This window comes from Spiroplasma endosymbiont of Andrena trimmerana, from assembly GCF_964019575.1.
Classification (GTDB): Bacteria; Bacillota_I; Bacilli_A; order Mycoplasmatales; family VBWQ01; genus Spiroplasma_E.
Genome location: NZ_OZ026455.1, coordinates 654,312 through 672,724 on the forward strand (window position 1 = coordinate 654,312; position 18,413 = coordinate 672,724).

Here is an 18,413-nt window from a genome sequence, read left to right on the forward strand (position 1 = left end):
TATTTTCACACATTATTAATGATTATTAACTATTATTTTCACCATTTAATAGTCATATATGTATGATTCTGACATTCATAAAAAAATATGTTATATTGTTATTAATTTAATAAATGTTCATTACTAATATAGATTTTCTGATTTATTTATATTAGTTTTTTTATTAAATTATTTAGTTAAATAAACATATTTTATTTTATAGATTAGAAAGAGAGAAATAAAAATGTCTAATAACAAAAAACAAAAAAAATCTAATTTACCTTTACCTGAGTTAGAAATTAATAATAATGAACTAGAAAATAATGTGAAACCAGAATCTCCCAAGAAAGATAAAGATGTTACAAAAAATGTTAGTAAAACAGTTAAAAAAAATTTAGTTTTTATAGTTCCTCCCATTGTTGCAACAACGACAATACTAACAGGTGGTAGTGCAGCAGCAGTATTTGCAGCAACAGGTTCTGCTGTTGTTGCAAATACTGCTATTGAAAACAAAATAAGAAATAATAAAACAAAAAAGGAAGTTAAAAAAAATCAAAAAAGAGAAGAACAAGAAAACCTAAATAATCGTTCTAATAGACAACCATTATCTGAATTAAATCCAAACATTAATAATTTTAATAATGATATGTTATTAGTTGCTAATAATTTAGAAAATAATGCAACACCCCTTTTACGTACTGAATCAGTAACAAGACTTTAAAAAAATATTTTATAGATTAGAAAGAGAGAAATAAAAATGCCCGATTTTAAAAGATTGAATTCAAATGTGTCTTCATCATCTGAATTAGAAATTAATGATAATGAAAAAGCAAAGAAGTCTAGTGGAATACCATCACCAAAGAAAATTAAAAATAATGTTAAAAAACAACTTAAAAAAAATATGCCTATTATAGGATCTGTTGCAGTTGGTGGAGGATTATTATTAGCAGGTACTCCTGTAGTAGGAGCATTAGCAGCAACAGCATCAGCTGCTGTTGTCACTTCTATTGTTGATAGAAAACTAGAAACTAATAAAGCAAAAAAAGAAAGTAAACAAAAAAATGAAATATTTAAAGAAGAACAAATGGAATGTTTCAAATCAAAATTAGCAAGTCAAAAAGCACAATATGATTATGAAAGAAAAACATTTGAAGTGGGACTGCTTGAAAAAGAAGTAGAAAACAAAAAATTAAAAATTGAATTAAAAATGTTAGATGATCATTTAGAAAAACTAAATAATAAATCTAATAGAGAACCATTGTCTGAATTAAATCCCAATATTAATCAGTTTAATAATAGTATAGTATTAGGTGCTAATAGTTTAGAAACAAATATAAATAATAGTGATAAAACAACATTAAGACCAAGTTTAGGTTAAAAGAAAGGTAGAAAAATTATGTTTGGATGATTAGATGATATTGCCAAAGGAATAGAAAATATTGGAAATGATATTGGTAAAGGTGTAGAAGGTGTTATATCAGATATTGGCTCGGGTGTAGATAATATTGGTTCAGATATTGGTAAAGGACTGGAAGATATTATATCAGACATTGGTTCAGGTATAGAAGATATTGGAAATGATATTGGTAAAGGATTAGAAGAAATTGGTAAAGGTGTAGATGATATTGGTTCAGATATTAGTGGCATTTGAGAAGATATTTCAAAAGGATTTGAGGATTTTACAAAAGACGTAGGAAATTTTTTTGAAAAAGGTTGACAAGGGATAGAATCATTTTTTAGTGATTTATTTGAAGGATTAGACTTTTTACTTTATGCTGTACCAATAGTTATTGGAGGAGCAATTGCTGCTGCAATAAGTGTCAAGATTTATAAGGTAATAACTAAACTGCAAAAAGATAAACTAGTACGAATGAATCTTAAAGATGCGCAACGTCAAAGAAAACTTAATAAAAAAAATAGTCCATTATTAGAAACACTTAGTGATAAAATTGTAAAAAGTAAAGATAAACTGCAAGAAGCAGAAAATAAGCTAAAAAATTTAAAAGCAAAAAATCAAAGATTAGAAGAAAAAGAACTTAATAAACAAGTTAAAATAGCTAAAAAGTTAAAAAAAATTAATAATTTTCAAAATGAAGTAAATGATAGTGAACCGTTAATTACTAGAAATAATTCTTCAACTTCATTTTCATTATAATATTTTTCTTATTTAAAAAAAGATTGCAGTTGCAATCTTTTTTATTGTCAACAATATAATATTTTATTCATAATATTATTTTTAAAAGCTAAATTGTAAAGGTAAGTGCAACTAAATTATTTTTCTATCCAAATATTCGATTGGTGAAAGATAATTTAGTATTTTTCTCGGTTTTTGATTTAAAGACAATATAAATTTATGAACTTCATTTTTATTAGTTTTTGAAAAAATAAATTTTTTAGGAAATTTTTCTCTAATTAAACCATTAGTATTTTCATTAGTACCTCTTTGTCAAGGTGAATATGGATTGGCAAAATAAATTTTTACATCTAAATTTTTTTCAAGTTGTTGTCAATTTGAAAATTCTTTGCCACGATCAAAAGTAATAGTTTTAACAATGTTTTTAGGAAGAATTGATAAATAATAACTGACATTTTTATTAATAACTTTAGTAGTTCTGTTTTTAACTAATATTGCTAAAGTAAATCGTGATACTCTTTCAATTAAAGTTATTAAACATGATTTGCTTTTACCTCGTGATGATACTATAGTATCTCCTTCTCAATGACCAAGTGTTATACGATCATTAACATTTATATCTCGTTCTTTAATTGATTTACCATTAAACTTGCCACGATTTTCTTTAGATTTTCGTTTTTTACCTTTTCTTCTTAAATTTTTACTAGTAACTTTATCAAGCATTCCAAAATAAATTCAAGTATAAATTGTTTTAAAACTAATAACTCATTCTTTATGAAAATTTTTAATTCTGCCATAAATTTGTTCAGGTGATCAACCTAATAGTAATTTTTGTTGTACATATTTTACTAAATTCTTATTTTTAAACTTATGAAAACTAATATGTGATTGTTTTCGATTTTCAGCTTTATTTTGTGCAATTAATGAAAAATAATGATTATTATCTTTATTTCTATTAATTTCTCGAATAATAGTACTAATACTTCGATTAAGATTTTTAGCTATTTCACTAATTTTAAATTTAAATTTCAATTGATTCTCAATATAAATTCTTTCATCTATGCCAAGATGTTTATAACTCATATAAAAACTCCTTACTTTTTTCTAAACTAAATTTAGCATTATGAAATTTTTATATGAGAATTTTTTGCAATTTTATTTACTTGCACTTACAAGTATAACTCAGCATATAAAAATACTTTTTAAGTTTAAAGGTATAGTAAATAAAAATTTGCAAATTTAAAAATTAACATTATAATTATACTTATGTAGGGATATTAAGATAAATTATTTAAGTCAAATTGTATACAAAAGAGGTTACAGTTATGGAAAAAGAAATAGATGTTGCATATGTTTTATCACCATTGGATACAGTCACTAATGTTAATGACAAAAGTGTCTTTTCAATAAAAACACATCTTGTGATAATAAATAAAATACTTAAAAGTAAGTAATTACTGGTTTTAAATTAGTATTAATGATTACTAGTTAAAACAGTTGCTATTTTTAAGTGCAGCACTAATTCTTTAAATAATATTTATATCTTGTATAAAATATAATGAATTATAATCGAGAAGATTATTAACTAAAATTCAATTTTTATTTAATAAAAGTCTAAAAAGTACATGAATATTTTGCTTGTTTATGATAACATTACTAAAAAAATTAAAAATAAAATTTCTTATTTTTGATGTTATTAATTTTGATATGTAATATTTTATGAAATGGAGGTGAAATCAATGAAATATGACTATGAAATTATTGTAATTGGTGCGGGTCATGCTGGTGTTGAAGCGGCATTATCTTCTGCACGAGCAGGTCATAAAACTGCTATTATTACTCTTGATAAAACTAAAATTGCATTAATGCCATGTAATCCTTCTATTGGTGGACCCGCCAAAGGAGTTGTGGTTCGTGAAATTGATGCACTTGGTGGCGAAATGGCTAAAGCAGCAGATGCTACTGCTTTGCAAATGAAACTATTAAATCATTCACGTGGTCCAGCAGTTTGAGCTATTCGTGCTCAATCTGATAAAATTGCTTATTCACAATATATGCAAAATGCAATAAATAAACAAGAAAATTTAACAATTTTAGAAGTTATGGTACAATCATTAATAATTGAAGAAAACACTGCTAAGGGTGTTATTTTAGAGAATGGCGAAAAAATTACAAGTGAAATTGTGATTTTAACTACTGGTACTTATATGACAGCTTTAACTTTACAAGGTCATAATAAGAAATCAGAAGGACCAGATGGTCAAAGAACAAGTAATGGTATTTCTGAACAATTAAAAATTGTAGGCTTTAATATGATACGTTTAAAAACAGGAACACCACCTCGTATTAAAAAAAATAGTATTGATTTTGACAAAACTAATATTGAACTAGGTAGTGATTTACCTTTAGCATTTTCACATGAAACTAAAAATTTTTTACCATTAGCAAAACAATTACCTTGTTATTTACTTTATACAAATGATAAAACTCATACCATTATTAATAATAATTTAGATAAATCACCAATGTATAATGGTGAAGCACAAGGTACTGGACCACGTTATTGTCCAAGTATTGAGGATAAGGTAGTACGTTTTGCTGATAAGCCTCGTCATCAAATTTTCTTAGAGCCAGAATCACTTGCTTTGGATTCAATTTATGTCCAAGGTTTTTCAACATCATTGCCAATTGATGTGCAAGATAAAATGTTGAGAACGTTACCTGGTTTAGAAAATTGTGAAGTATTAAAATGAGCATATGCTATTGAATATGATGCTTTTGAACCAACACAATTATGACCAACATTGGAAACTAAATTAATTAAAAACTTATTTAGTGCTGGTCAAATTAATGGTACTAGTGGTTATGAAGAAGCAGCGTGTCAAGGTTTAATAGCCGGAATTAATGCCCATTTAAAAATAAAAAAAGAAAGACCATTAATTTTAAAGCGTGATGAAGCATATATCGGAGTTTTAATTGATGATTTAGTAACAAAAGGAACAGTTGAACCTTATCGTTTATTAACTTCTTTAGCTGAACATCGTTTATTATTACGAAATGATAATGCTCAAACAAGATTAATTAAGTATGGTTATCAAGTTGGCTTAGTTAGTGAACAACGTTGATCACAATTTAATATTCAACAAACATTAATGTCCAATATTGTTGAAAAATTAAAAACCATTAAAGTTAGTCCCAATTCAGAAGTTGCTAAGTATATTATTAATAATAATTTAGGTCCAATTCCCGATAATCATATTATTGCTTATGAATTATTAAAACGCCCAGGTGTCAAATTATCAATGTTTACTTCACAGTTACCTTTAATAAATGATTTACAATATCATGAATTAATGGAATTAGAAATTACAATTAAATATTCAGGGTATATTAATCAGCAACTAAAAATGGCGCAACAAACTAATAGTTTAGAAAAAAAACAAATTCCTAGTGATATTGATTATGATTTAGTAGAAAGTATTACTGGTGAAGCTAGAGAAAAATTAAAGCGCGTTAGACCATTAACAATTGGTCATGCTACAAGAATTTCTGGTGTTAGTCCTGCTGATATTCAAGTTTTATTATTTTTTTTAAAACGCAAATATCCAAATTTAAATATTTAATAAATTAGCGATCTTTTAATTAAGATCGCTAATTTTATATATTAAATATTTTACTTGCATTTTAAAGTTCAAAGAAGATTTTGATTTATGATGATCAAAAGAAATTAAACAGTAATAAAAATTGTAAATATGACACAAATTTAAGAGGTGATAAATTTATGAATAATGAAAAACAAAAAGAGTATAAGAAAAAGTGATATCAAAAAAATAAAAAAAAATACAAGAATATGCTCAAAGACCTGAAGTGAAGGCAAGAAAAAGAAAATATGATCAAGAGTGATATCAAAAAAATAAAGAAAAAATGAAAGAATATGCTCAAAGGCCAGAAGTGAAGGCAAGAAAGCAAAAATATGAACAAAAATCTGAGGTAAAAGCAAAAAAACAAGAATATGCTCAAAAGCCAGAAGTGAAGGCAAGAAGGAGAAAATATGATCAAGAGTGATATCAAAAAAATAAAGAAAAAATGAAAGAATATGCTCAAAGGCCAGAAGTGAAGGCAAGAAAGCAAAAATATGAGCAAAAATCCGAGGTAAAAGCAAAAAGGAAAATATATAATCAAAAATGATATCAAAAAACTAAAAAAACAAAACAAGAATTACAATTTAATAATAATTATCAAAAAGAAGTAATGGTAAATGCAATCAACAAATTAGCTGATGAATATCCTCCTGCTGCACATGTTTTAAGTGAAAATCAAAAAATTTGAAAATCTTATTTATAAAATAAAAATAAATTAAAAAAATGAATTGATAAAAAATAAATCTAATTCTTTTTCATGTAAATCATATATAACAATTTTCTTTTCACTTAAAATAAAATTAAGTTGTGATATATAATTTTTATCAATTAATTTAATTAAAATACTATCAGTATCTTTATTATATTTAAATTGAAAATTATATAAACTTAAAAGTGATGATGCTACAAGATTATTGCTTGTTTTTAAAACAAAAATTTTACCAACCCCAAATTTATCAATTGGTCCAGTATAAATTAATTTACCATATTCAATAATAGTACAATTATCAATAATATCTTTTGTTTCATCAATCATATGAGTTGTTAATAAAATAGTTTTTCCTTCTTTTTTTAAATCTTGTAAAACAGAAGTAAAAAATTTTCTTGATTCTGAATCTAAATTAGCTCCTGGTTCATCTAAAATAACTAGGTTTGGATCATGTGCTAGGGCAACAATTAACATAATTCTATTTTTCATTCCTGAAGAAAATGAATTTAAAGATTTATTACGTGATTCTCATAAACCAAAATTTTTTAATAATCTTTCTAAATTTATTAGTAATTTACTTTCTGAAATTATTGTTGTTTTACCTAAAAATTTCAAAAAATTATAAGCACTTAATCCTTGAGGAAAATTTTCTATATTCAAAGAATAACCTAAACTATTTTTTGAAAAAGTTGTTCCCGCTTTATAGCCATTAATGGTAATTAATCCTTCGTAATTACTTTTTGGAATAGCACCAATAATTGATTTTAACAGTACTGATTTACCACTTCCTGAACGGCCAACTAAAGCATGAATAGTTCCTTCAAATACAGTAAAGCTAATATTATTCATGTGAAATTTCTTAAATTTTTTACTATAGTTTTGAACATTAATTAAAATTTTATTTTTATCATTTGTTGACATAAATACTCTCCTAACTAACTTATCCAATATTCTTTTTTAAGAAAAAACAAAATGATAAGAAAAATAAAACAATACACCGTAAAATAAACTAACAATCAAATTATTTTGTATGCTTGTAGTATTATTAACATCAATTTTATATTCGCTATTTAAATGAAAAGTAAAATCAGGATAACTAAATAAAGTATTTTTTTGAACATTAAAATCAATACTTGATAAAGCTAATGGTTTAAATCAAAAATTACCATAACATCCCATATAATTTGTTCACATTTGGTTTCAGTGCTCAATAAAATTAAAATAGTTAATCAAAGTATATAAATTCATATTATTTTTAAATGCAATAAAATTTTCATCATTTAAAACTTTTTCTGATTTAACTTGATAATAAATTCATATTTGATTATAAATGTAATCTTCCACAGTTCTTAATAAAATATAAATTGGATTAAAAAAAAGATTATCATATTGGTTACGTAATGGACTGCTAAATTTAACATAATATCCACCATCTTTAAAAGCTCTTGTTCAATCATCACTAGTTAATGTTTTTTTATTACTACCTTCCTCAACATAAGATTTAGCAAGATCATATTCTAACAAATCAGGTATTTTTGATTTTTGTAAATAACAAAAATTATTAATTTCAAATTCATTATTATAATCTTCATATAATTGTAATAAATCTTTTTGAGTATCTTTATTAGATTCTTGAATCTTTTGTTTTAATTCTTTTAAATTAATAAAGTATTTATTAAAAACTAAAACTATTTTAACTGTTTTGCCATTAAAATCATTATGTCCATTTCAAACATCAATTTTACCTTCCATTTCACCACTATTAAATGAACTATTTAAAAGAAATCCTTCTTTTTTATAAAAATCTTGTCTTTTACTAATAACTTCTTTTTTATTAATATCTTGTAATTCATCAATTGTTAAACTATTATAAAAATCAGCAATATCTTTAGTTAAATTAGGATAACGAATTAATTCCATTTTATAATATTTATTAAATAACATTGCTTCTTTAATTTGTTTAACCAAATAAGGTCCAACACCTTCTTTAAAAGAAATTGGTAAATTTTCTGTTTTATTTAATATCAAAGAAGAAGGTAAACCACCCAAAAGGAATAAACTACAAAAAATAACAAATATTAAAAAAAACCTTTTCTGATGAAAAAAACGCTAACATAGCTACCGATCCATTAGTTACTAAAATTGAGAAAAAAAGTAAAAAAAGAAATAATTTTAAAATAATTAAAATATAAAATTTAATATATATTATTTTTAGAATTACCCCTATGATGCCTCCAAAAACTAATAAAGTAATAATATTAGATACTATAAAAAATAATGAAGATAAAAATAACACGAAATATTGTGAAAGGATAATTACTTTTCTTGAATATGGCCTTGTTAGTATTAGAAGAAAAGAATTATCTTCAAATTGTGTACCAAATAACTTAATAGAATTCATTAAAGCAAAAATAAAAAGAAAAATGCTATACAAAATCATAATATAATATTGAAAAATAATGAAAAAAGTATTTGAACTTAATTTCAAAGTAAAAAAAACAATCGCTATTGTTAAAGATATAAATATTGATAAAATAAATAAAAAAACTGTAATAAAAGAATAATAAACCTTAATAAAAATAAACTCTAATAATTTACCTAAATTTGCTTTTTCAACCATACCTCTCTTAAATAACCTCTCAATGTATTAGTTTATAATATTTTTATTTAAAAAAACAATTTTATTAATTTAGAAACAACAATATATACTAGCAATTATATAATCAATATTAAGCATAATATGAAACATTTCTTAGTAGAATTTTACTATGTTTTATATAATAAATCTTGTTTTAATAGTATTAAATACAGTAAATGTTAAATTTTAAAACTAGTTATTATTTTAAAAATAAAATAAGTAAAAACATAAAAAAACTTATAAAAAATCACTAAATATTATACTATTGGTGTTTATTATAAAATTTTAAAACATAATATAAAAAACAATTTTAGAATAATATAAAATGAAGTAAATATATTCAACAATTTAAATATGTCTTTAATTTATTAAATTAAAAACATATTTTATCCAAGTTTGATTTTAATAATATTATGTTTGCTAAATTGTAAAGGTAAGTGCAACTAAATTATTTTTCTATCCAAATATTCGATTGGTGAAAGATAATTTAGTATTTTTCTCGGTTTTTGATTTAAAGACAATATAAATTTATGAACTTCATTTTTATTAGTTTTTGAAAAAATAAATTTTTTAGGAAATTTTTCTCTAATTAAACCATTAGTATTTTCATTAGTACCTCTTTGTCAAGGTGAATATGGATTGGCAAAATAAATTTTTACATCTAAATTTTTTTCAAGTTGTTGTCAATTTGAAAATTCTTTGCCACGATCAAAAGTAATAGTTTTAACAATGTTTTTAGGAAGAATTGATAAATAATAACTGACATTTTTATTAATAACTTTAGTAGTTCTGTTTTTAACTAATATTGCTAAAGTAAATCGTGATACTCTTTCAACTAAAGTTATTAAACATGATTTGCTTTTACCTCGTGATGATACTATAGTATCTCCTTCTCAATGACCAAGTGTTATACGATCATTAACATTTATATCTCGTTCTTTAATTGATTTACCATTAAACTTGCCACGATTTTCTTTAGATTTTCGTTTTTTACCTTTTCTTCTTAAATTTTTACTAGTAACTTTATCAAGCATTCCAAAATAAATTCAAGTATAAATTGTTTTAAAACTAATAACTCATTCTTTATGAAAATTTTTAATTCTGCCATAAATTTGTTCAGGTGATCAACCTAATAGTAATTTTTGTTGTACATATTTTACTAAATTCTTATTTTTAAACTTATGAAAACTAATATGTGATTGTTTTCGATTTTCAGCTTTATTTTGTGCAATTAATGAAAAATAATGATTATTATCTTTATTTCTATTAATTTCTCGAATAATAGTACTAATACTTCGATTAAGATTTTTAGCTATTTCACTAATTTTAAATTTAAATTTCAATTGATTCTCAATATAAATTCTTTCATCTATGCCAAGATGTTTATAACTCATATAAAAACTCCTTACTTTTTTCTAAACTAAATTTAGCATTATGAAATTTTTATATGAGAATTTTTTGCAATTTTATTTACTTGCACTTACAAGTATAACTCAGCGTTTTAAAACAAAAAATAATCATTTTTTATTACTAATTTCAATAATAGTTGTATTGAATATATTTAAATATATGCTAAATTGTAAAGGTAAGTGCAACTAAATTATTTTTCTATCCAAATATTCGATTGGTGAAAGATAATTTAGTATTTTTCTCGGTTTTTGATTTAAAGACAATATAAATTTATGAACTTCATTTTTATTAGTTTTTGAAAAAATAAATTTTTTAGGAAATTTTTCTCTAATTAAACCATTAGTATTTTCATTAGTACCTCTTTGTCAAGGTGAATATGGATTGGCAAAATAAATTTTTACATCTAAATTTTTTTCAAGTTGTTGTCAATTTGAAAATTCTTTGCCACGATCAAAAGTAATAGTTTTAACAATGTTTTTAGGAAGAATTGATAAATAATAACTGACATTTTTATTAGCTGAGTTATACTTGTAAGTGCAAGTAAATAAAATTGCAAAAAATTCTCATATAAAAATTTCATAATGCTAAATTTAGTTTAGAAAAAAGTAAGGAGTTTTTATATGAGTTATAAACATCTTGGCATAGATGAAAGAATTTATATTGAGAATCAATTGAAATTTAAATTTAAAATTAGTGAAATAGCTAAAAATCTTAATCGAAGTATTAGTACTATTATTCGAGAAATTAATAGAAATAAAGATAATAATCATTATTTTTCATTAATTGCACAAAATAAAGCTGAAAATCGAAAACAATCACATATTAGTTTTCATAAGTTTAAAAATAAGAATTTAGTAAAATATGTACAACAAAAATTACTATTAGGTTGATCACCTGAACAAATTTATGGCAGAATTAAAAATTTTCATAAAGAATGAGTTATTAGTTTTAAAACAATTTATACTTGAATTTATTTTGGAATGCTTGATAAAGTTACTAGTAAAAATTTAAGAAGAAAAGGTAAAAAACGAAAATCTAAAGAAAATCGTGGCAAGTTTAATGGTAAATCAATTAAAGAACGAGATATAAATGTTAATGATCGTATAACACTTGGTCATTGAGAAGGAGATACTATAGTATCATCACGAGGTAAAAGCAAATCATGTTTAATAACTTTAGTTGAAAGAGTATCACGATTTACTTTAGCAATATTAGTTAAAAACAGAACTACTAAAGTTATTAATAAAAATGTCAGTTATTATTTATCAATTCTTCCTAAAAACATTGTTAAAACTATTACTTTTGATCGTGGCAAAGAATTTTCAAATTGACAACAACTTGAAAAAAATTTAGATGTAAAAATTTATTTTGCCAATCCATATTCACCTTGACAAAGAGGTACTAATGAAAATACTAATGGTTTAATTAGAGAAAAATTTCCTAAAAAATTTATTTTTTCAAAAACTAATAAAAATGAAGTTCATAAATTTATATTGTCTTTAAATCAAAAACCGAGAAAAATACTAAATTATCTTTCACCAATCGAATATTTGGATAGAAAAATAATTTAGTTGCACTTACCTTTACAATTTAGCTTTAATTGTTCCATTCTTTCTTTATATGTCTGAATTTCATTGTTATAATATTCAATCAATTTTTCTTTATTCATTAGTTATCATCTCCTTTATAAACTATCATATGTAGTTGGTCTTTCATATAAAACATCACTACTTCCACTATTATTACTAATAGCATCACTATTAATTAATCTTCTTGTTTCATTTGTAAATGATGTTTCTTGCATTTCTTGATTATGATTTGTAGTTTCCATAGGTAATAAATTATGTATAATTTCACTTGCACCAGCAACTATTGTTGGTACTGCATAAGCATTATTAAAATCATTATTTATACCCATAGCTACACCACTTGAAATTAGACATCCACTAGTTGCCATATTACATATTTTTCTTATTACTTCAAATCTATTAGGTATTAATTCACTTAACCCACCAATTAGATTTGATATACCATAAGTACTTAAACTAATATATGTATCTCAATCCATTTGTTGTTTATTATCATTAGTTAATAATAATGGTCATGGTGGTGTTTCTGTGGTAGTAGTTGTTAATCAAGGTGGTGGTTCAGGATTAGGATTGATTTTTGTAAATTTTGCATAATTAATTAAACCAATAGTTCCTAAACCTAATAATATTTTTTTACTTGAATTTAATATTTTCTTTTTAGTACTTGGCATTTGATTTAAGTTTCATATATCAATTCCTAACTTTTTACTAAATAATAAAGCATTAATACTTCCTAATACTGGATTACCAATAATTTGACCATAATAAGCACTTGTACCAATCATTGCTGATAATGGACTTATTCCAATTCTTATTATTTTTAATAAAGTATAGTTATTTGATTGTACATTCGTGTCATTTGGCATTTTCATTTACTCCTTCATTTTTTGGTTTAATAAACACTTCAACTCAACCTGTATAGTGAACGTTATCACCAACTAAAATAGCAGTATTTGCATGTGGTTGAGAAACAACTAAATATTCAGCAATAACATTAGGATATTTTCATAAAATAATTGCTTTTATATCATTACTATCTGTTAAATCTTTGGGATTTGGTGAAAATATTTCTATTTTATCTTGACCAAATAAATCTGTTAATTTAGTCATTATCAAATTCACCTTTTTCTATTTTTTCAATTAATAAATTTAAAATATTTTTGTCCAAATCAGAGTTTGTATAATTAATTTTTTTAGTTCATTTAATTATATCTTTCATATATTTAAGTAATTTTTCTTTATTCATTATTTATTCTCCTTATTTAAATAATATCAACCAATTAATAAACTATCTGCTTCATCATGATTTGATATTTTTATATTTCAATTATTTTCTTTAATAATTTCTTCAGCAACATATATACTTAGTTCTTTATCTCAAGGTCTTAATCAAAAAATAGGTGGGTCATAACGTTCATATCATTTCTTTCATTCACTTGGACTTATTAACATATCTTTTGTTAATAATTTATTAAATTGTCCTGCAATAAAACCACGTAAATGTTCTTGAGTTTCATAACCAATACCATTTTTTGAATTAAAAGTACCACGTTCAATAATTAAATCCAATTCATTATCATTAACTTTTATATCTCAATAAAATTTTCTTTGTCCATCATATTCTTTTAAATTATAACTTTTAACAAATATTGGTTTTCAATTTCAAAAATCATATTTATCATGTAAATAAACTTTTTTTCATAAAGTAAATCCAGTATTTTTAATACTTGGGTCAATTGAAAGTAAATAATTAGTCATTATCAAATCACCGGTCTTTAATTCTGGTTTTAATTGGTTTATAAACTTCTTCATAATATCCGTTTAAGCGATATGTGTTTTTAAGATATTGCATAAATCTTTCTTTATTAATACAATTTTTATGTCTTGATTTATTAATTTCATCAACTTTATTTCTATGTTCTTTATCACCTTGATAACAATGTTCACATACATTTTCTCAGCAGTTTTTTTCACAAGTAAATAAATCATGTTTTTTATCACATACACAACAATCTTCACAACATACTTCTTTATTCATTATTTATTCTCCTTTCTATTATTTCTTTCTTGCTTTATTAATAAATTTATTCAAATAATTTGATTATCACCATCACCTAATTTTTTTAAAAGATATGAATATCTTTTCTTAAAATCTTCACTATCAATATCTCTATCTTGGTAAATTATTTTTTTCAATTTTTTTATTTTATACAAGGTTTTTGGAGAATATATTTCTCCATGCATGCAAAGAAAACATTTCATTATTTATTCTCCTTATTTTCAATTTGATTAGCAATTTCACTTAATATTTTTAATACTTTATATTCATTTTTTAATTCTTTAATAATAAATATTAAAAATATTATTAGTGTTATACTTGTTATTAATATTGGTGCTATTAATAAAATTTCTCATCATATCATTTTTTACTCTTTTCATTTTTTAAATCATTTAACATTAATTGAACAAAATACACGATTTTTAGGAATGTTTAAAGTATTAAAAATTTGACCAGTTACAATAATTTCATCGTTTTTGTTTAATAAAATACATCGGTTATAAAATTTTGGATTATTAAAAATTAAAGTAACATAGTTTAAACCATTTCATTGACCACGAACACTATAATATAATTCTTTATTACCTTTTTCGTAATATTTTGCTTCAATAGTGTTACTTAGTTTTACTGTTAATTTGACATAATTGGCTTTATCTTTCATTTTTATAATTCCTTAAATAGTATTGAATGTGTTTATATGCATCTTGTTCATGTTTTGTTAATTTTATATTTCCTTTATAATTTGTTATTTTATTTTTATTTTTTGGTTGGTTTTCTAGATAATCTCAGTTGAAAACATCTTGTACTAATACCATTAATGAACCAATAATTTTAGGAGTTGCTAATGGATTAGTTAATAATTGTTTTGAACTTAAAAAGAAATTTTCTACAATAACTAATATTTTGTTTTCAAAAAATTGTTCTTTGATTATTGATAATATTCTTTTATAACGATTTTTACTTTCAAAAACATGTGTTGTGTTGAATGTTTCTGTATAAATAATCCTATTTGTTTCATTTGAATATATAACAATTCCATTATTACCAATACCAGCGGGGTCAATCCCAATAATTAAGTCATATTGCATTATTAATCAAATTCACCATTTTTAATTTTTTGATTTAATTGAGATATAAGATTTAATCTTCCATTAAAACAACTTTTTCAAAGTTTAGTTACTTTTTCATCGTCTCTCATTTCTTTATTTCATTCTCATTCATCTTTAAGATATTCAAGTATTTTTTTTATACCTCCTACTTAACCTAATATTTAAAATACAGTCATAACAAATTGCTTTACTATTTTTATCTCTTAAAAAATATTTTCTTGTTTTTATATCATTAGTATTAAAGAATAAATAATCTAATTTATTTTGTTTACATGTTCAACAAAAATACTTTTTCATTATGAGTTGAAATTTCCTTATAAGAAGTAACTATATAATTAATTGGTAAATCATCATGTTTATATGGATTATTTATTTTAAAACCTTTTCTGTTTTCTTCTCACGTAATGTTATATTTAAAACAAGGATTAGTAATTTTAGTTTTGTTATCAGTTATTTCACCCATAAATCAACTATTATGCTGTTCATAAAATGTTAATGGTTCAAGTTTTATATCATTAAGATAATATTCTTTTGGAGTAATTGGTTTATTAACAGTTATTTTTTGGTCTTTAATATATGGTTCTAATAACTTTATTAATTCATTACCACTTAATTCTTTTTTAATATTTTCTAAATTAAAAACTCAATATGTGTAACTGTTATCAACAATAAAAGAATTATTTTTAATCATTCATTTTGGAAGAGATAATTTATATTCAACATAATCAATAAGAATAGATTGTGGTTTATCTTTAACAATTTGTTCTTTTTTAAATTCTATTTGCATAATAATCCTTTCCTAATATGTTCTGTTGCTTCTAGCATAAAGAACATATATTTTTATTCTTAGATTATTAATAATACTACTATTTGTTTTATTCATTCCAGCAATTCTGGGCTCAAAAATTTTTCAAAAAAAAATAAAAAATAAAACCAACACTTGCTCACTTGGTAGTGGCAAGGTTGGTTAAATAAAGAATAATAGTTGGTCCCCACTCCGGGTCTATATATACTAGTTTCCAATTCGCTCCCACCCCAAGAATTACCATTTCTGGTTAGTATATTTTATTAGGTATCACTCCACTTTTTATTTATCCATGCAAGTCCACATGCTAGCTACTATTTTTAACAACTGTGTTGTAGTTCACTTTTTTAGTTCCCTAACACGTGTTGATAATAGTGCTAAAGACGGTTATTAAAAATTTTAAAATTTTACAATTACAAAAAAAGACAAGAATTTTATTCTCGTCTTTTGTCATTTATTTTTTAATTTAATAGTTTAAAAAAGAAAGGAGTTATTTTTAAAAATTTTTATTTATCGACATCTTCGGTACGCTCCCGAAAAGAAATTATTAATGGTCTAGCATCTTTATCTATTATAGTAACTTCCTGTAAAAATCCCTCATTATCATAACCACTGTTGAAATTATTTTGATGCTCATTATTATTTCTTTTTATTAACCAGTCATTAATTGCAACTCCACATCTAAGTCCTGTTATAGCTCCTAATAAGAAAAGTCCTATACCGACACTATTGACATTACTAGCATCATTGTTTTTTAATAAACCATATATTGCACCAACACCGAAGCCCATTGTTGAAAGTAATGATGATGATAACATTGTAATACAACAACAACCAAATTCTTTTTGTCAACAACTTGTACTTGTACTTGTCATATTTTCTTCTAATAAATGTGTTGGTTCATTTCTTGATTGTTCTGTTGAATTATTCATAAATCTTACTACTCCTTTTATTTTACTTAGTCAATTTTATTTGATAATTAATTGTTTTTAAATTTAAAAAATTAATAAATGTGTTGTGTTACCAACATATTAATTATAGTTAATATAGTTAATACTTTTTATATAATTTTTATTTTGCTAAATTGTAAAGGTAAGTGCAACTAAATTATTTTTCTATCCAAATATTCGATTGGTGAAAGATAATTTAGTATTTTTCTCGGTTTTTGATTTAAAGACAATATAAATTTATGAACTTCATTTTTATTAGTTTTTGAAAAAATAAATTTTTTAGGAAATTTTTCTCTAATTAAACCATTAGTATTTTCATTAGTACCTCTTTGTCAAGGTGAATATGGATTGGCAAAATAAATTTTTACATCTAAATTTTTTTCAAGTTGTTGTCAATTTGAAAATTCTTTGCCACGATCAAAAGTAATAGTTTTAACAATGTTTTTAGGAAGAATTGATAAATAATAACTGACATTTTTATTAATAACTTTAGTAGTTCTGTTTTTAACTAATATTGCTAAAGTAAATCGTGATACTCTTTCAATTAAAGTTATTAAACATGATTTGCTTTTACCTCGTGATGATACTATAGTATCTCCTTCTCAATGACCAAGTGTTATACGATCATTAACATTTATATCTCGTTCTTTAATTGATTTACCATTAAACTTGCCACGATTTTCTTTAGATTTTCGTTTTTTACCTTTTCTTCTTAAATTTTTACTAGTAACTTTATCAAGCATTCCAAAATAAATTCAAGTATAAATTGTTTTAAAACTAATAACTCATTCTTTATGAAAATTTTTAATTCTGCCATAAATTTGTTCAGGTGATCAACCTAATAGTAATTTTTGTTGTACATATTTTACTAAATTCTTATTTTTAAACTTATGAAAACTAATATGTGATTGTTTTCGATTTTCAGCTTTATTTTGTGCAATTAATGAAAAATAATGATTATTATCTTTATTTCTATTAATTTCTCGAATAATAGTACTAATACTTCGATTAAGATTTTTAGCTATTTCACTAATTTTAAATTTAAATTTCAATTGATTCTCAATATAAATTCTTTCATCTATGCCAAGATGTTTATAACTCATATAAAAACTCCTTACTTTTTTCTAAACTAAATTTAGCATTATGAAATTTTTATATGAGAATTTTTTGCAATTTTATTTACTTGCACTTACAAGTATAACTCAGCTTTTATAAATAAGATTTTCAATTTTTTTGATTTTCATTATTGATAATTTATCATCCCTTAAATTTGAACATATTTACGATTTTTATTTTTGTTCATCATAAATGCAATCTATTCTAAATTTTAAAAATTAAAATCAAAAAAGATTTCATTTTAAAAAAATATTTAATATATAAAATTAGTAAT

At 23.1% G+C, this 18,413-nt stretch carries 26 protein-coding genes; 8 read left to right on the forward strand and 18 right to left on the reverse strand.

Annotated elements, in window-relative coordinates; all coding sequences use genetic code 4:
- Positions 1-223 precede the first annotated feature (223 nt).
- From AACL03_RS03810 to AACL03_RS03820, 3 genes are read left to right on the forward strand one after another with little or no spacing between them, the layout of a single operon-like run.
- On the forward strand, positions 224-700 hold the full coding sequence (locus AACL03_RS03810) for a hypothetical protein (protein ID WP_339039394.1): 477 nt from the start codon (positions 224-226) through the stop codon (positions 698-700).
- 36 nt (positions 701-736) lie between these two features.
- Positions 737-1,357, forward strand: coding sequence for a hypothetical protein (locus tag AACL03_RS03815; RefSeq protein ID WP_338958931.1), 621 nt, complete (start codon positions 737-739; stop codon positions 1,355-1,357).
- Positions 1,358-1,375: 18 nt separating this feature from the next.
- Positions 1,376-2,134 (forward strand): hypothetical protein, encoded by a 759-nt coding sequence (locus AACL03_RS03820; RefSeq protein ID WP_339039397.1) that lies wholly within the window; start codon positions 1,376-1,378, stop codon positions 2,132-2,134.
- Between the two features lie 111 nt (positions 2,135-2,245).
- Here the strand turns inward: AACL03_RS03820 and AACL03_RS03825 are convergent, their stop codons facing one another.
- Positions 2,246-3,196 (reverse strand): IS30 family transposase, encoded by a 951-nt coding sequence (locus tag AACL03_RS03825; protein ID WP_339039040.1) that lies wholly within the window; start codon positions 3,194-3,196, stop codon positions 2,246-2,248.
- Positions 3,197-3,438: 242 nt separating this feature from the next.
- Here AACL03_RS03825 and AACL03_RS03830 point away from each other — a divergent pair, with 242 nt between their 5' ends.
- The 3 genes from AACL03_RS03830 to AACL03_RS03840 all read left to right on the forward strand — a co-directional run bounded on the left by AACL03_RS03830 (position 3,439) and on the right by AACL03_RS03840 (position 6,457).
- Positions 3,439-3,567 (forward strand): hypothetical protein, encoded by a 129-nt coding sequence (locus AACL03_RS03830; RefSeq protein WP_339039398.1) that lies wholly within the window; start codon positions 3,439-3,441, stop codon positions 3,565-3,567.
- A gap of 285 nt (positions 3,568-3,852) precedes the next feature.
- Positions 3,853-5,736, forward strand: coding sequence for a tRNA uridine-5-carboxymethylaminomethyl(34) synthesis enzyme MnmG (mnmG, locus tag AACL03_RS03835; RefSeq protein WP_338958921.1), 1,884 nt, complete (start codon positions 3,853-3,855; stop codon positions 5,734-5,736).
- 244 nt (positions 5,737-5,980) lie between these two features.
- Complete coding sequence (locus tag AACL03_RS03840; protein WP_339039400.1) at positions 5,981-6,457, forward strand: hypothetical protein; 477 nt, start codon at positions 5,981-5,983, stop codon at positions 6,455-6,457.
- Positions 6,458-6,469: 12 nt separating this feature from the next.
- On the opposite strand, the gene AACL03_RS03845 is transcribed toward AACL03_RS03840, so the two are convergent.
- Both AACL03_RS03845 and AACL03_RS03850 read right to left on the reverse strand, forming a co-directional pair.
- Positions 6,470-7,384, reverse strand: a complete 915-nt coding sequence (locus AACL03_RS03845) for an ABC transporter ATP-binding protein (protein WP_252319855.1) — start codon at positions 7,382-7,384, stop codon at positions 6,470-6,472.
- Positions 7,385-7,420: 36 nt separating this feature from the next.
- On the reverse strand, positions 7,421-8,491 hold the full coding sequence (locus tag AACL03_RS03850; protein ID WP_339039402.1) for a hypothetical protein: 1,071 nt from the start codon (positions 8,489-8,491) through the stop codon (positions 7,421-7,423).
- 197 nt (positions 8,492-8,688) lie between these two features.
- On the opposite strand from AACL03_RS03850, the gene AACL03_RS03855 reads away from it, so the two are divergent.
- Positions 8,689-8,910 carry a hypothetical protein gene (locus AACL03_RS03855; RefSeq protein WP_338958915.1) on the forward strand — a complete coding sequence of 74 codons (222 nt, stop codon included), beginning with the start codon at positions 8,689-8,691 and terminating at the stop codon, positions 8,908-8,910.
- Positions 8,911-9,544: 634 nt separating this feature from the next.
- On the opposite strand, the gene AACL03_RS03860 is transcribed toward AACL03_RS03855, so the two are convergent.
- Entirely contained in the window at positions 9,545-10,495 is a 951-nt protein-coding gene (locus AACL03_RS03860; protein ID WP_339038665.1) for an IS30 family transposase, read from the reverse strand.
- Between the two features lie 201 nt (positions 10,496-10,696).
- The gene (locus AACL03_RS10000) at positions 10,697-11,086 is read right to left on the reverse strand and encodes an IS30 family transposase (RefSeq protein WP_422397985.1); all 390 of its coding nucleotides are present in this window, start codon (positions 11,084-11,086) and stop codon (positions 10,697-10,699) included.
- A gap of 45 nt (positions 11,087-11,131) precedes the next feature.
- Between AACL03_RS10000 and AACL03_RS03865 the strand changes: the two genes are divergently transcribed.
- Entirely contained in the window at positions 11,132-12,082 is a 951-nt protein-coding gene (locus AACL03_RS03865) for an IS30 family transposase (RefSeq protein ID WP_339038665.1), read from the forward strand.
- 113 nt (positions 12,083-12,195) lie between these two features.
- Here AACL03_RS03865 and AACL03_RS03870 read toward each other — a convergent pair whose 3' ends face one another.
- The 13 genes from AACL03_RS03870 to AACL03_RS03930 form a co-directional block, all read right to left on the reverse strand.
- Entirely contained in the window at positions 12,196-12,966 is a 771-nt protein-coding gene (locus AACL03_RS03870) for a hypothetical protein (protein WP_338958822.1), read from the reverse strand.
- Positions 12,935-13,210, reverse strand: a complete 276-nt coding sequence (locus AACL03_RS03875; RefSeq protein WP_338957557.1) for a hypothetical protein — start codon at positions 13,208-13,210, stop codon at positions 12,935-12,937. Before AACL03_RS03875 ends, AACL03_RS03870 begins: the two co-directional genes overlap by 32 nt.
- Positions 13,203-13,346, reverse strand: coding sequence for a hypothetical protein (locus AACL03_RS03880; protein WP_338957559.1), 144 nt, complete (start codon positions 13,344-13,346; stop codon positions 13,203-13,205). Before AACL03_RS03880 ends, AACL03_RS03875 begins: the two co-directional genes overlap by 8 nt.
- Entirely contained in the window at positions 13,346-13,858 is a 513-nt protein-coding gene (locus AACL03_RS03885) for a hypothetical protein (RefSeq protein WP_338957560.1), read from the reverse strand. The genes AACL03_RS03880 and AACL03_RS03885 overlap by 1 nt, the downstream gene beginning before the upstream one ends.
- A complete protein-coding gene (locus tag AACL03_RS03890; protein ID WP_338957561.1) occupies positions 13,851-14,138 on the reverse strand; it encodes a hypothetical protein in 288 nt (95 codons plus the stop codon). Before AACL03_RS03890 ends, AACL03_RS03885 begins: the two co-directional genes overlap by 8 nt.
- Entirely contained in the window at positions 14,138-14,362 is a 225-nt protein-coding gene (locus AACL03_RS03895) for a hypothetical protein (RefSeq protein ID WP_339039405.1), read from the reverse strand. Before AACL03_RS03895 ends, AACL03_RS03890 begins: the two co-directional genes overlap by 1 nt.
- Positions 14,362-14,523, reverse strand: coding sequence for a hypothetical protein (locus AACL03_RS03900; protein WP_338957563.1), 162 nt, complete (start codon positions 14,521-14,523; stop codon positions 14,362-14,364). The genes AACL03_RS03895 and AACL03_RS03900 overlap by 1 nt, the downstream gene beginning before the upstream one ends.
- Positions 14,524-14,526: 3 nt before the next feature.
- Positions 14,527-14,820, reverse strand: a complete 294-nt coding sequence (locus tag AACL03_RS03905) for a hypothetical protein (protein ID WP_338957564.1) — start codon at positions 14,818-14,820, stop codon at positions 14,527-14,529.
- Entirely contained in the window at positions 14,810-15,247 is a 438-nt protein-coding gene (locus AACL03_RS03910) for a hypothetical protein (RefSeq protein ID WP_338957565.1), read from the reverse strand. Before AACL03_RS03910 ends, AACL03_RS03905 begins: the two co-directional genes overlap by 11 nt.
- A 289-nt stretch (positions 15,248-15,536) precedes the next feature.
- Positions 15,537-16,055 (reverse strand): hypothetical protein, encoded by a 519-nt coding sequence (locus AACL03_RS03915; protein WP_339039407.1) that lies wholly within the window; start codon positions 16,053-16,055, stop codon positions 15,537-15,539.
- A 12-nt stretch (positions 16,056-16,067) separates the two neighbouring features.
- Positions 16,068-16,208: a hypothetical protein gene (locus tag AACL03_RS03920; protein WP_338957569.1), complete on the reverse strand. Its 141-nt coding sequence runs from the start codon at positions 16,206-16,208 to the stop codon at positions 16,068-16,070.
- Between the two features lie 371 nt (positions 16,209-16,579).
- A complete protein-coding gene (locus AACL03_RS03925; RefSeq protein WP_339039410.1) occupies positions 16,580-17,005 on the reverse strand; it encodes a hypothetical protein in 426 nt (141 codons plus the stop codon).
- 170 nt (positions 17,006-17,175) lie between these two features.
- Entirely contained in the window at positions 17,176-18,126 is a 951-nt protein-coding gene (locus AACL03_RS03930) for an IS30 family transposase (protein WP_339039040.1), read from the reverse strand.
- Positions 18,127-18,413: the final 287 nt, after the last annotated feature.